The sequence below is a fragment of the Paenibacillus filicis genome (genome assembly GCF_038070315.1).
Classification (GTDB): domain Bacteria; phylum Bacillota; class Bacilli; order Paenibacillales; family NBRC-103111; genus Paenibacillus_G; species Paenibacillus_G filicis.
Map to the genome: position 1 here is coordinate 1 of NZ_JBBPCC010000045.1, position 15,357 is coordinate 15,357.

Sequence of the window (15,357 nt, forward strand, 5' to 3'; positions counted from 1 at the left end):
TTGTTTATACTTCATGTTGAGTGCCTCCTGTGCTGGAATTGTTCTTTGGACGGAACGTTTCCCAGTATACAGTTGGCGCTTTTTTCATTCAAACCTTAAATTAATTCATTACAGGAATGGCTCCTTTAGAATAGGTTAGTTCTGTGCAATAATACCATATAATCCCGGTAGTGTTAATATTATTTTATTCATGATCTAGACATTATGCGGAGCAGTTACATCTGAAGGGCGTCGGGAAAGATTGATTTGATTTGGCGAAAGCTCTTCATTTAGAATAAGACTGAATAGGCTTGGAGGGGATGTTACGGCATAATGGCAAAAATCGACGATGTGGCCCGTCTGGCGGGTGTCTCCAAAGGAACCGTATCCAATGTGTTCAGCCAGAAAAGACCTACGAGTCCGAAGGTGACGGAGAGAGTACTCCGAATTTCCCGAGAATTGAACTACGTGCCGAATCATACGGCAAGAAGCTTGGTCACCAAGAAAACGATGGCCATCGGTCTTACGGTTCCGCATGGGAATTTCTTTTTCAGCACTTTTCATAATCAATTTATTAATGGAGTTGTGCTGGAGGCCTCGACGTATGGCTACCGGGTACTCCTGGATATGATTGCGGTGGAGGAGGTTAAGACGCCGTCTCTGGCTAGCTACCCGATTGACGGTGCCATTGTGTTAGGTCCGATGCTGGAAGATCGGCGTATCCAACTGCTGCATCAGCATCAAATTCCGTTTGTCACCGTCGGCCAAATGATGAATCAAGGCATTGTAGACGCTTCTACTGTCAATAACGATAATGAAAAAATCATACATGATATCTGCGATTACCTGATCAGTATGGGCCATCGAAACATGATGTTTCTGAATGCTGGACAACAGATGACGGTATCGATGGTAAGATCCGAGGCCTTCATTCATGCCTTGGAGAAACATCAGATCGGGCTTCAGCCGCATATGATTCATTATAAGCCGATGGTCGATTATGAGGAATCGATGAGATACGGTTATGAGGAAACGTACCATACGCTTAGCGAACTGAGCGAACAGGTGACGGCGATTATCGCCGATGATGACCGCACGGCTTTCAGTGCCATGCATGCACTGAAGGATCTCGGTTACCGTGTGCCGGAGGATATCTCGCTGTTCGTCATCTGCGGCGATCTGTCGATGATGCATCAAGTCACGCCTTCCCTGACAGGTATGGATCTGCAGCCCTCCGAGCTGGGTGTTCAGGCGGTGAGGCTGCTGATGCACAAGCTGTCTGTTCTGGAGGGTGAGTATAGGAATCATTGGATTGTAGACAGCCGAATCATCGAACGAGACTCTTGTTCACTGAAATAAAGAATCGAAAAAAACGGAACCCATGAATCCGTACGTTTCATCGTGAAGCGTGGGTTTCGGGCATCGGAACGGATTACGTGGACTTTCTGCATACGCATCTGGATGAGGGTTCCTATGATCCGAGCAATAAAGGGGTCGTGCTCCCGGGAGCGACGGTATGAATATGTAGGGGATTTTATCTTGTTGAAAACTAAATATAAGTGGTATATAGTATATTTAGAAAGCTCATAGTTAGGATGAATGGACATGGCATATTCGACAGCCTTATCGCAAGGCATCTCCATCTTACTCTATATTCACAGTATCTCCGAGGAACAGTGCTTTAACTTTTTATCGACCAAAGTCATTTCGGAACAATTAAATATTCCTGTACCCACTACGGTTAAAGTACTCCGAAGCTTGAGCAATGCTAGGCTAACGGTAGCCAAAGAAGGAGCGAAGGGGGGCGTCCTGCTGGCAAGACCTTTATCGGAGATGACCCTATTGGATGTTTTTCTAGCCGTTGAACCTGGAAAAGCTCTATTCAAAATCCATACCGATGTAGCGCTACAAGGAAAAGAAGTGGACGAAGTCAAACAAAGGATCTTCACTCATCTAGACAAAGCTGAGCTGGCCATGCAGAATTCCTTAAAAGAAGTAAGGCTAACCGATTTATTGAAATAAAGAAACGGTTGCCTTCTCTTTTTTTGAATAAACTATATATAATTTATATTTAGTATATTATGAATGTATTTATATTCGATGAACCAAAAGGAGCAGTTCCATGAATGTACAGACTCAAGCCGTACAAGCGGTGAATGGCGTTAAAATCCCTCAACTAGGTTTTGGAGTTTATAAGATAACGAAAGAGGCAGAGTTCCAAACAGCGATTAGCGAGGCGATTCGACTAGGCTACCGGCATTTTGATACCGCTCGAATTTATGGAAATGAAGCAGCTTTAGGGAGAGAGATCCGAAACAGTCTAATACCTCGTGAGGATTTTTTTATCACATCTAAAGTCTGGAACACAGATCATGGTTATAAGGCGACGAAGAAGGCATTTGAACAAACCTGCAAAAAACTGAATGTAGACTACCTGGATATGTACTTAATCCATTTTGCCTCACCTCATTATATAGAAACGTGGAAAGCGATGGAGGAGCTATATCTGGAAGGGAAAATTAAAGTGATCGGCGTTGCGAATTTTGAGATTCAGCACCTCGAAGAACTGATGAAACATGCCAAGATCCCGCCTATGATCAATCAGATTGAGACTCATCCCGAGTTTCCGCAAAACGAGCTGCATGATTATCTGAAAGAACACCGGATTCTGCACGAGGCCTGGGGGCCGCTGGGGCAGGGAAACAAAGCGTTATTGGAGCATCCAGAATTAAAGGGAATTGCGGAGCATCACCATAAAACGGTAGCTCAAGTCATTCTACGCTGGCACTTAGAACGGGGAATCATCCTGATTCCAAAATCATCAAACCCCAAGCGAATCAAAGAAAATAGTGAAATATTTGATTTTGAGCTGACTGGCGATGACATGGAAAAGATCAGCCAACTAAATACAGGTAGAAGGTATTCGATTCATCCAACGGGTTATATCATTCATCCTATCTATAATAAGCTGATGAAGATTTTTATGTAAGGACTTATATGTGATAACAAAGGATTTTTTCCATGCTACGGTATAAGGGAAGATCCTATAGGGCATGTGGGCATGATTCGTACATTCCAAACATAAATATGATAGACGAAACGTATAGGAGGGGAGTGTCCACAAGTGCCTATATATCCGCCTATATTGAAGCGCGGTGATACGATTGGCATAGTCACATTAGGAAGTCCGCTCAGTTCAATCACGATTAATAATAGTATTTCCGTATTGCAAAGTATGGGATTTCAAGTGGTTGTAGGTAAGTATGTATATGCGGTGGATGGTTTTTTGGCAGGAACAGATGAACAAAGAGCATTGGATCTCATGGACATGTTCACCAATCGAAACGTGAATATGATTCTTCCCGCCAGAGGAGGAGTTGGAGTTCTGGGAATTCTTCCTTACTTGGACTACGATGTGATTGCTGCAAATCCCAAAATACTTACAGGCTACAGCGATGTTTCTGTATTAATGAATGTCTTATATCAATTGTCTAGGCTAGTTACCTTCTCCAGCTTACTTCTGTTTGATTTCAAGGCAACGACTCCGGCGTATAATTTCGATCAATTTTTTGAGGCGACCTCTACCGTGAGCGCTCCAAGGCTTATTCGAAACCCTCCGCATCTCGTGCAGACAAGTAAAGTTCCCGGCAATGTGACGGGGCCTATTATTGGAGGTAATCTATCTTCCATTGTAGATACGCTCGGCACTTCCTATGAGATCGATACGAAAGGAAAAATTCTATTCCTCGAAGAAACGCATGAGCCCATCAACAAAGTTTATAGGATGATGAGCCATTTAAAAATAGCCGGAAAGCTTAATGACTGCCTAGGAATTGTCATGGGTGAGTGCACAGAATGCCAACCGGCCTACGGCAAAACTTACAATGATCTCATCGATGAACTAGTAGCTCCAATCGGTAAGCCGCTTATGACTAATTTGGCAGCTGCCCACGGCATATACAAAGCTGCGATACCGATTGGAGCGCCTGTTAATCTCAATACCTATAATAGTACATTGACTGTTCTTGAACCAACCGTTCGTTTAACATAAACAAGAAACTATTTAATTAGACGGCGAGCTCCCCAATAATGGGAATCATAATAGGGTGTCCCGAATAACGTGCTGATTTTTACTTCCCTGGTTCCCATTGTTCCAGCTTGTAGGATCTTGTTGTCTCCCATATAGAGAGCCACATGGGACACTCCTGGCTGGTAGGTGTCGCTTAGGAAAATCAAATCCCCTTTACGTAATTGATCAGCGGGAACAAATTTCCCTAATTCGCTTTGCATAGCCGAGGAATGAGGAAGTTCCATTCCAATTTCCCTAAACATATATTGAGTAAAACCGGAACAATCAAACGCTTCGTAAGGCTGATCTCCTCCAAATACATAAGGAACTCCAAGCTGAGTCATTCCTTTGGCAATCATGGCATCCGCTTGCGCTTCCCAATTTTGGTTTTGTGCGCTTGGAATGTTTATGACCAAACCCTGGTATACATTATTGGGATCGACATTTGGATTTGCGGCCATTAGGCTCGATAAACTTACGCCCTTGTTATTGGCAATGTTCCATAACGTATCGCTATCATTAGCGGTGTACGGTTCATATGTACTAGCTGAAGCAAAGGCTGAGAACATAAGACTTGCAGCTAATGCAGAACTCAAGATCATAGATTTTTTCATGATGCCCTCCATGTTGGTTGAGTTTTTATGAAGTACCTTATTTTAACTTAACATCATTATTCCATGATGGAAACGCTCAAAATATGGTAGAAGGATGATAGCGGCGAATAATTCTAGCTAACGGGAGACGATTTATATAATGGAAAGACGATAACTTTAAGCATCGAAAATCCTAAAGGCATATGCGAACTAGAACATTAGGGAGGGGGAGAGTTGTGAGATCAAAAGAAATAATACACAACCTTTTAGATATTCTACAAAGAAATAATTACAAAATAACGGACCCATGTTTGCGAGTGTTTCGACAGGCGGAAGAAATGTGTGAAAGATATGATGTATCTATGTTTCCTAAGGACTTATTTGCTTTTTTGTTAATTGAGTCTGAAAAAATTAGGAATATTATTGATAAGTATGGCGGGAATTCTTACAAATCAATTGAATTCACATTAGAAAATCTTGATATCGAAGTTAGAATAGAGGGTAAATTTACATATTTTTATGGAGAAGATGGATACTCCCTAGATGAAAATAATAACGAAAGAAGTTATATCCTTGTAGAGTGCATTAGGATAATGGAAGAAAGAAATCGCTTTCTGCTTGATGATGAGATCCTATTAATCGCGTTAATAAATTGTCATGACGAAGAATCCCCGCCTTATGAAAATGCTTCATGGACTGACGAGAGGTTTCATTGTGGCTATAATACACTTTCTCATTTATTTGGGACTTATTTTGAGGGATTATGGATAAAGCACGATTTAATTAAATGGGAATTTGTTCATGGAACCTTAAAAAAGTATCATCTCGTTTTATCATTTGCTGGTGAAGATAGGACAATTGCCAAAGAGATTGCAACTCGAATTACTCAGAATGGGTATACAGTGTTTTACGATGAATTTGAAAGAGATCAATTATGGGGAAAGGATTTGTATAGCTATTTGTCAGAGCTATATAAAGATAAAGGAGAGTATTGCTTAATGATCATCTCGGAGCATTACTCTAGAAATTATTGGTCAAAGCATGAAAGGCTTGCTGCTCAAGCGAGGGCATTTAAAGAAAATAGAGAATACATTCTACCGTTAATTTTGGACGATACTGAGATACCAGGGGGCTTGCCAACGGTTGGTTACCTTGATTTGAGAGAGAACTGTATGGAGGAAGTAATAGAGATTTTAATAAAAAAGTTAAGAGGCTCTAATGATGATTTCATGAACAGTAAATTTCCGGTATAAGCAAGGCTATCAATTAAAAAGTGTAACCTTTGAAAGCAGAATCTAGCAAACGGCGATCAACTAGCACGAAACATGGCCTATTTGCGCGGCTCAAATATAGGTCTCAGTTGATCGGTAAGACTAGGGATAGAATGATCTGTGATACTTGGTAACACTTATAATAAGAATGCACAAAAGAACGCCCATTCCAAGGCGTTCTTTTGTGCGTTCAGCAGCGTATCAGCCTCAGCAAGGTAGGAGGAGGCATATAATAGTTGATAGTGCTTTAGCTGAAATATAGCGGTGCAGAACGTCCCCTAACTCGAAAATCCATTAATGTGTCTGAGCATTTGGATAAATTCCTGTAGTTCAGCATCACTTAAGCTGGAGATCCGGTCAACAAAAACGGACTCTTTTTCTTTGAGCGCCTGAATGGTCTGTTGCTGTCCGTATTCCGTAAGGGAGAGAAGAATGGCTCGGCCATCATCAGGAGAGGCGTCCTTTCTCACGTAGCCAAGAGCTTCCAATTGTTTGACAAGGCGGCTTACGGAGCTGCGATCCATAGCTGTTGATTCCGCAAGTGCTGCAGCACTTGTTGGCCCGTAGGAATAAAGCCAACGAATAAGATGAAAGGAAGCAGGCTGCAACGACGAATCGAATCGTGCGGCAGCTTTGACATTTAACGCGTGTGCAGCGCTGATGAGAGCATTAAGCTGCTCACCAAGAGCGATCTCCAATTGTACCCTCGGGTCATTGCGGTATTGATTATCTTCCATCTGTATTCACCGTTCCTTTAGTCAATAGAAAAGTAATTTGATTGACATATGTCAATCAAATAGATATAGTGGACATATATCAATTAATAGTATTGCCTTCGATGGTTAGATCCATTTCTTAATTGTAAAAATATTGTATCACATAAGGGGAATGGTCATGATACCGAAAAATCCAGTTGTTGTCATAACCGGAGCGACAAGCGGTCTAGGACAGCTTGCGGCCATTGATTTGGCCAAACGCGGCTTTCATCTCGTTCTGACAGCCAGGAGCCGGGAACGCGCGGATGCAACGAAGCAAATGATTCAAGGAGCTCATGCTTCAGCGCAGGTTGACTTTTTTTACGGGGATCTGTCGTTGATGAGCGAGGTTAAGCGAATCGGCCAAGAAATAGCTGCCGCGCACCCTGTTATCGATGTGCTGTTGAACAATGCGGGAATTCATGCCTTTAAGCCGCGCATCACGTCTGAGGGATTTTCGGAAATGATCGCTGTCAACTATTTAGCTCCATGGTTATTGACGCATACCTTGCGTACATCCTTGCAACATGCGGGGAAAGCCCAGGTTGTCAACGTGGCCTCCGAAGCCTCCCGGAATCATGGCGTGTTAAGATTGCCCGAAGACTTGACCGATACCGCTTCATTTACTGCACGCGGTTCGTCGGCTATTTATGGAAAAACCAAGCTGTTGAACATCATGTTCAACGCTGAATTGGCCCGACAATGGGCGGGCACGGGGATCTGTGTGAATGCATTGAATCCGGGATTCAATGTCACGGGCCTCGGGCGTGAGATCAGGTACGCCTCTGTCATCGAACGAATTTTAAAGCTTTTGCATATCGGAGATCCCCGACGAGGGGCTGAGATCATGACCCGCTTAATCGTGGACGCCAAGTATCAAGAGGTGACGGGAGGGTATGTTAACGTAGGAACCGGTAATCCCATCAAGCCCATGCATCCTGGCGGAGATAGCGCTGTGCAGCGAAAGCTATGGAAAGCCACGGAGGATCTGCTATCACGTAAAGGGTACCTTAAATGAAAGAAAACTTGCACTTCATCCTCCGTATTGCTAATATCGCTGTAGAATGAGCTTGGCATGGACCCTATGCCTGCTTCACACTTAGTCTTCGGTACATTCAGCAAAGGAGAACTATCCTTGAACGAAAAAGATTGCACCATGCTCCAGATTCTGGCCGAGGAGCAGAGCCTGACGAAGGCCGCGGAGCGACTATATATCACACAGCCTGCGTTATCCTACCGGATTCAGCAGCTGGAGAAGGATTTCGGCGTCTCCATCATTGTGAAAACCCCCAAGGGAGCAAGACTGACCCCCGAAGGAAAATACCTGGTTGCATACGCGCGCAAGACGCTGGCAGAGCTGCATAAGCTCAAGGATCACATTATTAGCTTGCGCAATGAGGTGAAGGGTACCTTACGACTGGGAGTGGCCAGTTATTACGGGATGTATAAGCTTCCGCCGCTGCTCAAGAAGTTCAAAGAGGATTATCCCGATGTGAAGTTCAATGTGACTTCTGCTTTGAGTCCGGAAATTCTCGACCTGCTTCACCAGGAGGAAATCCATGTAGGGGTGATCCGGGGAGAGTACCAATGGTTCGACGCCAAGTGTCTGCTGCAGGACGAACATATTTACCTGATTTCCAAGGATGAAATTGATCTGGAGCGCCTTCCGGACTTGCCGCATATCTGGAATAAAGCGCCGCGCTTTAAAGCCATGAGCACCGTGCAGACTACCTTCAGCGAAACGGTTCAGGCCTGGTGGTATGAACGTTATACCGAACCGCCTATGATTACGATGCAGGTGGATGCTTATGAAACTTGCAAGGAAATGGTGAAGCAAGGACTGGGTTACGCGATTGTTCCCGGAGTTTTTGTCAGCCCGGAGGACGGATTGCATACGATTCCTCTAGTTCGAAAGAGCGGCGAGCCGCTCAAGCGAAATACGTGGATGATCTACCGGGATTCCACGCTGGAGCTTGCGATTGTCGATCGCTTTGTACAATTCATGAAAGACCCATATAAATGAAGGAAAGCACGAGGCCGGCTGGCAGCGTGCTTTTTTCATTGCGTTTTTGGGGGAAGATAACGCGAGAGAAGTTGCAAGCCCTGTCATAAAAATTTTTAAGGACGAGTCAAAAAAACAATTGATTGTACTTCTCAAAGCTAAATCGATACAATATTATTCATTGTATTACATAAATATTCATATATTCGCTTCAAATATACAGCGTATGAATCCATGACAGGTGGGGAATTCCTTGAATCATGAAACTTTAAATCAGAGCAAACAGCGGATTGAACAAGCTGTCGATGCACGTGACGAGCAGCTGCGCCGCATCTCAATGAACATACATGCGAATCCGGAGCTAAGCTTCCATGAGCATCAGGCTCAGGAATGGCTAACGGAACCCTTACTGGAAGCGGGCTTCGAGGTGGAGCGGGGGATCGCGGGCCTGCCTACTTCCTTTTGCGCCACATGGGAAGGACAGGCCGGAGGGCCAACGGTAGCCCTGCTGGCCGAATATGATGCGCTTCCGGCGATCGGTCATGCCTGCGGCCATAACCTGATCGGCACAGCTGCCGTGGGCGCTGCGCTAGCGCTGAAGGCAGCCTGTCCGGAGCTGCCCGGTAAGATCTTAGTGCTGGGTACTCCCGCAGAAGAAGAGGGCGGGGGCAAGATCATCATGGTTAACGAAGGCGTCTTCGACAGCATCGATGCAGTCATGATGTGCCATCCGCAGAATAAGACGATGGTGCTTCGCGGCGCGCTCGCTTGCGTGGATGCGACCTTTACGTTCCACGGCCGACAGGCGCATGCGTCCTCGGCTCCGGAGAAGGGCATCAGTGCACTGGATGCGATGATTAATGCCTTTGTCGCCATCAACTCGATTCGCCAGTTCGTGAAAGAAGATGTGCGGATTCACGGCATCATCACGAAGGGCGGGGATGCGCCGAATGTCGTACCTGAGCTGACCGAAGCGGTATTTATTCTGCGAGCGGCGACCGTGGAAGAACTGGAAGCTGTGCGGGAGAAGGTATACCGGGCCGTACGCGCTGCCGCCGAAGGCGTCGGGGCGACCGTCGATATCGCCGAAGGGTTGATCTATGCGGAGCGTAACAACAACAAGACCTTGGCCGGATTGTTCCAAACCAATCTGGAGCAGATGGGCATCGAGGTATTCGACCCGCCTCAGAAGGGTGGCGTCGGCTCCTCCGATATCGGCAACGTCAGCCAGGTGACGGCGGCCATTCACCCATACATTCGCCTCGGCGAGGCGACGACGCACACGCCGGAGTTCGCCCGGCTGGCAGGCTCGGAAGAGGGCATGCTGCAGCTGAACCAGGCGGCCAAGGCGCTGGCGATGACGGCCTACGATCTGTGCGCTGACCCAGCGGCAATGGAACGCGTACGCACGGAATTTACAGCATGGAAACAGTCAAAAGATAGGGGTCATGGGCATGGATAGTACAGCAAAAGTAAGCTCTCGCAAATGGTTTAAAATGCCTCACACATTTGTCATTTTATTTATTCTGATTTTCGTAGCCGCGATTCTGTCGTATACGATCCCTGCGGGTAAGTTCGACCGCGTGAAGGATCAGGCGACGGGCAAGTCGCTGCTGGTCACGGGATCGTACCATCACGTCGATGCGAGTCCGGTTAGCTTGATTGAAATTCCGAAAGCAGTCGTCCACGGCTTGGTATCGTCAGCAGATGTCGTGTTCTTTATTTTCATCATTGGCGGGGCGTTCCAGATCATCTCGTCCACAGGCACGATTGAAGCCGTTACTTCCAGGGTGGCCAAGACATTCGCCAACAAAGGAAGATGGGTGATTCCAATCTTCCTCACCTTGTTCTCCGTCGGCGGCTTTACGATGGGAATGTCGACCGAGGTGATGGTCTTCGTGCCGATCGGGATCGCGATCGCCCGCGCGCTTGGCTTCGACGCACTGACCGGGACGGCGATGATTTCGCTCGGAGCGGCCTGCGGCTTTACGGCCGGGATTTTGAACCCGTTCAACGTCGGGCTCGCTCAGGCTATCGCGCAAGTTCCGCTATTTTCGGGGGCTTGGCTGCGGGTGATTCTGCTCATTTGTTTCTTGACAGTGACGAGCTTGTACCTCGTTCGTTATGCCGGCAAGGTGAGAAAGGACCCTACCCAAGGCTATGTGTATGACCTGGAGAAATCCGTTACTCAAGAGAAGGTTGACTTCTCCAATCTGCCAGTCATGCAGCTTAAGCACTATCTCACCATTGTTGCGGTCGTTTTGGGCTTCGGTCTGGTCATCTGGGGCGTATCCAAAAAAGGCTGGTGGATGGAAGAACTGGGCGCGCTGTTCTTGACCATGGGGATCGTCTCCGGCTTCTGTGCAGGATATGGACCAAGCCGGATCGCGAGCGAATTCGTCAAGGGTGCCAGTGGCATTACCTACGGCGCGTTCATCATCGGGATTGCGCGGGGCATCATGGTGGTGCTGGAGCAGGGGAATGTCATCGACAGTATCGTGAATGGCTTGGCTATTCTGGTCGGCGATCTGCCGAGCTCGGTGCAGGTGCTGGGGATGTACGCATTCCAGAATATTATGAATGTGTTCATTACGTCCGGAACTGGCATGGCCGTCACGACGATGCCGATCATGACTCCGCTGTCCGATCTGCTGGGTGTCACTAGACAGACGTCCGTGCTAGCGTTCCAACTGGGCGACGGGATCACGAATATGATCCTGCCTACGTCCTCGGCGCTTATGGGGAGTCTGGCGGTATCGGGGATTACGTATCAGAAGTGGGTCCGTTTCTTCTGGCCGCTGATGGTGATGTGGCTGATTATGGGTGCGGTGTTTATTATTGTGGCTAATGTGATTAAGTATTCGTAATAAGTGATTAAACAGCAGGGCTGTTCCCAACGTCATGAAGTGACGTGCGGACAGCTCTGTTTTTTTACAAATAAAAATTTATTCATAAAACGAGCCTGCAACCTAAGGTGTTTATGAGGTTCTGCCCACCACGCTAAAGTTGCTTTTATTTCATAAGATTTTCTGAAGTAGTGAGATTAGTAAGATTGCGGAGTTGGTAGATAATTTATCTTAGTACCAGCATAAAAAAATGATTTTAAAGAAATTCCAGAAGAATCTTTCATATGGTACAATATACCTAATTCTATATGATGTTGAAATAAATGCTTAAATTACAACTTATTTGACTTCAGCTAAAAAGGTTATTAGTTGCAAAGTTAATTGAATTAATGTTATGAGTTTGCAACTAAGAATAACTTGGGAGCGATTATCTTGTTTTTTAGAGTATGTTTTGTAACCATCCTTTCTTTCTTTTCAAATTCGACATTAAATTGAACCTGGATTCAACAGGATTAGTCTATATACGAGTTTATTTCTAAGTAATAGATACATTGGATAATATGGTTTTATTCTCATAGTATCGATAAGTTTGAAGGAAAAAACAAAATGTTAACGAGGAAGCAAAAATTTCAGTAAATAGTTGAATATACTATTTTACGGTCAGTGGGGGGATTTCATTGCAGACAAAAAAACAGAAATATGGTTTAGGAAAGATAAGTTATTACTTACTAATTAAATTGTTTTTACTTGGAGTTTTGTTAGCAGAGCTTTCAATTGGTATTAAAGTAACTGTCGAAATTTTTCATATTATTTTTACACAGAATCAAAAGGAATGCTGGTTCTGGGTTATTGGCATTTTTTATGTCCTAATAATAGGAGTTGTTTTATTGAGAAAAGAACTATGGAGGCAAATTAACACCGTTATAAGAAGTGGTAGATTTGATCTTCTAGTTGTTTTTATATCGGGTTCTGTTTCAATGTTTTTAATAGGTGGTGTAGGTATAGAGTTATTTCAAAATTGGATTGCTTCGCTGCCCTGGCTTTATATAGCGCTATCTTTAACAATCCCAATAGTTTTTTTCGCTGCAAGTAGTTTAAGAAAACTGCAACTAAAAAAATTTCAGAAAAAAGATGAAGATTCGGGTTTTATGAGTGATGAGGAGGGAAAAAGCAAGGATGATGATGCTTTTGGAGTTTTTGAAACAGCGAAGAGGTTTGCTGAAAAAGTATATAATCAAGGTTCGACTGCAAGTTTAGTCTTTGGAATTGATGCACCTTGGGGAACTGGAAAATCTACATTTATTAATATTTGCAAGGAATACTGGGATGAAAACTATAAAGATCAAATTATTGTGTATAAGTTTGATCCTCTTAGATTTGAAAGCAATGATAACATATTGGACAAATTTGTTGATGGTTTATTGAATGTAATAAAAAATAATTTTTTTGCACCTGAATTGGAGTCTCTCATTTCAAAATATGTGAAGCTCTTAAGTGACTCCAAATTAACTTTTTCAGTAGCTGGATTTCGGTTAGGGTTACCTTTTGATAAGCCCTCTGTTGATAAGACATTTGAAAGATTGGAAATGGTTTTAAGAAGCATGGATAAAAAAATTGTCATTGTTGTAGATGATTTAGACCGCTTAAACTTTTCGAATATAAAAGAGATCCTATTTGTTATTAAGAAATCTTTTATTTTACCTAATATATCTTATGTACTGTGCTATGACACAGAAAATATTACTGCATTGGAGCATCAAAAATTAGATGCCGAAAAAATTATAGAGTTTTTAGAAAAGTTTATAAACATAAAAACAAGTTTGTATATTGATCATAAATCATTATTAACTTATTTTATTGATAATAAGAATGAATCACTTGCTAGAAACCTTCTGAGCGATACTGAATTAGTATCGAAGGCAGTAGAGGGGCTTAAAGATATATTTAATTCAAAGGAATATTACTTATACACTCCCTTTTTAGGGGATGCAAGGAAAATAAAAAGATTGATTAATACCATTATTTTACTTGAGGTTGAACAACTAGACTTTTCAAACTTGGATTTTAATAAGCATGATCTTATTCATTTATTAATAATTTATGTTAATTTTCCAAATATATTCAGAAGGATTTATAGTACAGAGGTACAAGGGAAGCGAGGCTTTTTTTCACTAGTTACAAAATACGACGATGATTATCCAAAGGAGGAAACCTCCATATTCAAACACGGTCACTATAGAAATTCTACAAAATATGCTGAATATATTGATAAACTTACGGAGAATCAAAAGTTTATATTAAATAAGGTTTTTAATGCAGATCGACGGTTAGGAGCAATAAGTACTATATCTGAAGAACAATTAACTTCGTTTGCTTGTTTTAACGGATCTAGAGGGAGTTCAGATGGTAGGAATCTGGAACAATACTTGAATTTGATTGTAAAAACGTCTCGCCCTATACCTACAGCTCAGTATAAATTTTATGTAAGAATAAAAAATGAAATATTGATAAAGAACATCTCAGAAGTGTTGCAATATAAAGAATTTTCATTTTCAGGTGGGGAGATAAACCATGATAGAATTTGGAGGGTATTGGCAAACTCCCCACAAGAAGAATTTCCATCTGCAAAAGCAAAAGAAATAATTTTATATGCCCTAGATACTCTACCCAAATACTCAAGTCTTGAAATTCAAAATCTTGGGGTTGGGTTACGAGGTCATACATTTATTTTCTTCATTGCCAACCTATTAGATAAGATTGGTTGGAAGGATGAAGGAGGCTATCATTGGAGTAACACTGATGGCAATATAATTGAAATTGCTGAATGGATTTTTGGAGAGAATGAATATAAAGGTATTGGGATACTAGAGAAATTAGGAAATTCAAAAAATGGGGTATTAGGTCTTCATGATTTATTAGTATTCCGCTTGAGTTGTTGTGCTGATAGAGGTGGGGATTTATTCAATTTATCAAGATCATTATCTATTAACGGAGACGAAAATAATCCTACTGAAGGAAGGGTTGAAGATATAGTAAAAGGAGAGATGAGAAAAATATCTCAACATATATTCCATCAATTCCAAAAACAATACATTGATACAAAGAAAAATATTTTTGATGCAGTGATGGGACTTACGATTGAAGAAGTTTGCGGTAATTCTTATTATTATATCGTTGAATCAGGGGTAACTGATGGTGAATTGAATGCTAAATTAGAGGAGTTAAAATCGAAATTAATAGTGTTTATGATCTATCAATTGGGAAGTACCATATACAGTAGCGGCATAGCTTGTGGATACTACGACGAAGAAGGGAACGAAGATAAGCATGGTATAAATAAAGCTATAAATGAATATCTTTTCGATATTTGTTTTAATCCAGAATTATGTGAAAATGGTCCGGATTACTTTTTATATTATCTTTTTCTAATGTTTGAACCCACTTTTGGAGTAACTAGCAAGCGTCTTCCAACCATCAAGGGCTTTTCAAGAGTTCTTGACACAGAAAAAATAAGTGATTATTGGAAAAAATATAGGAAGGACATTGAAGGGAAACAGAGTATTTTGATTACTGGCGAACTTGAAAAACTGTATGCAAGTCATATAGAAGATGCTTATAAAGTGTTAGATGAACTGTTACAGCAGAGTATTGAAAAAAGACAAAATGAATAATAATATTTAAAATAACGGTAATAGTGACATTTAAAAGGTATTACGGGTCTGTCAAATCTTTTGTGTAAACTCTTTTAAAAGACTTCTCCCCGAGGGGAGAAAAATTTTCAGCGCAGATGCTGACCGATGCGATCTGGGTAGAAAACAGATAGTTGGAGCAGCATTTGCCCC

The 15,357-nt window shown here is 42.7% G+C and carries 12 protein-coding genes; 10 read left to right on the top strand and 2 right to left on the bottom strand.

Annotated elements, in window-relative coordinates:
• Nucleotides 1-312 precede the first annotated feature (312 nt).
• From WMW72_RS35110 to WMW72_RS35125, 4 genes are all read left to right on the top strand, one after another.
• Entirely contained in the window at nucleotides 313-1,338 is a 1,026-nt protein-coding gene (locus tag WMW72_RS35110) for a LacI family DNA-binding transcriptional regulator (protein WP_341420235.1), read from the top strand.
• A gap of 246 nt (nucleotides 1,339-1,584) precedes the next feature.
• Nucleotides 1,585-2,001: an RrF2 family transcriptional regulator gene (locus WMW72_RS35115; protein ID WP_341420236.1), complete on the top strand. Its 417-nt coding sequence runs from the start codon at nucleotides 1,585-1,587 to the stop codon at nucleotides 1,999-2,001.
• Between the two features lie 100 nt (nucleotides 2,002-2,101).
• Complete coding sequence (locus tag WMW72_RS35120; RefSeq protein WP_341420237.1) at nucleotides 2,102-2,968, top strand: aldo/keto reductase; 867 nt, start codon at nucleotides 2,102-2,104, stop codon at nucleotides 2,966-2,968.
• A 135-nt stretch (nucleotides 2,969-3,103) separates the two neighbouring features.
• Complete coding sequence (locus tag WMW72_RS35125; protein WP_341420238.1) at nucleotides 3,104-4,030, top strand: S66 peptidase family protein; 927 nt, start codon at nucleotides 3,104-3,106, stop codon at nucleotides 4,028-4,030.
• 8 nt (nucleotides 4,031-4,038) lie between these two features.
• Here the strand turns inward: WMW72_RS35125 and WMW72_RS35130 are convergent, their stop codons facing one another.
• Nucleotides 4,039-4,662, bottom strand: coding sequence for an NlpC/P60 family protein (locus tag WMW72_RS35130; RefSeq protein ID WP_341420239.1), 624 nt, complete (start codon nucleotides 4,660-4,662; stop codon nucleotides 4,039-4,041).
• Nucleotides 4,663-4,877: 215 nt separating this feature from the next.
• On the opposite strand from WMW72_RS35130, the gene WMW72_RS35135 reads away from it, so the two are divergent.
• Nucleotides 4,878-5,894 (top strand): TIR domain-containing protein, encoded by a 1,017-nt coding sequence (locus WMW72_RS35135; RefSeq protein WP_341420240.1) that lies wholly within the window; start codon nucleotides 4,878-4,880, stop codon nucleotides 5,892-5,894.
• A gap of 296 nt (nucleotides 5,895-6,190) precedes the next feature.
• Here the strand turns inward: WMW72_RS35135 and WMW72_RS35140 are convergent, their stop codons facing one another.
• On the bottom strand, nucleotides 6,191-6,649 hold the full coding sequence (locus tag WMW72_RS35140; RefSeq protein ID WP_341420241.1) for a MarR family winged helix-turn-helix transcriptional regulator: 459 nt from the start codon (nucleotides 6,647-6,649) through the stop codon (nucleotides 6,191-6,193).
• Between the two features lie 160 nt (nucleotides 6,650-6,809).
• On the opposite strand from WMW72_RS35140, the gene WMW72_RS35145 reads away from it, so the two are divergent.
• From WMW72_RS35145 to WMW72_RS35165, 5 genes are all read left to right on the top strand, one after another.
• A complete protein-coding gene (locus WMW72_RS35145) occupies nucleotides 6,810-7,685 on the top strand; it encodes an SDR family NAD(P)-dependent oxidoreductase (protein WP_341420246.1) in 876 nt (291 codons plus the stop codon).
• A 117-nt stretch (nucleotides 7,686-7,802) separates the two neighbouring features.
• Nucleotides 7,803-8,690 (top strand): LysR family transcriptional regulator, encoded by an 888-nt coding sequence (locus WMW72_RS35150; RefSeq protein ID WP_341420242.1) that lies wholly within the window; start codon nucleotides 7,803-7,805, stop codon nucleotides 8,688-8,690.
• A 232-nt stretch (nucleotides 8,691-8,922) separates the two neighbouring features.
• Nucleotides 8,923-10,131 (top strand): M20 family metallopeptidase, encoded by a 1,209-nt coding sequence (locus WMW72_RS35155; protein WP_341420243.1) that lies wholly within the window; start codon nucleotides 8,923-8,925, stop codon nucleotides 10,129-10,131.
• Nucleotides 10,124-11,536 carry a YfcC family protein gene (locus tag WMW72_RS35160; RefSeq protein ID WP_341420244.1) on the top strand — a complete coding sequence of 471 codons (1,413 nt, stop codon included), beginning with the start codon at nucleotides 10,124-10,126 and terminating at the stop codon, nucleotides 11,534-11,536. The genes WMW72_RS35155 and WMW72_RS35160 overlap by 8 nt, the downstream gene beginning before the upstream one ends.
• A gap of 656 nt (nucleotides 11,537-12,192) precedes the next feature.
• A complete protein-coding gene (locus tag WMW72_RS35165; RefSeq protein WP_341420245.1) occupies nucleotides 12,193-15,186 on the top strand; it encodes a P-loop NTPase fold protein in 2,994 nt (997 codons plus the stop codon).
• Nucleotides 15,187-15,357 lie beyond the last annotated feature (171 nt).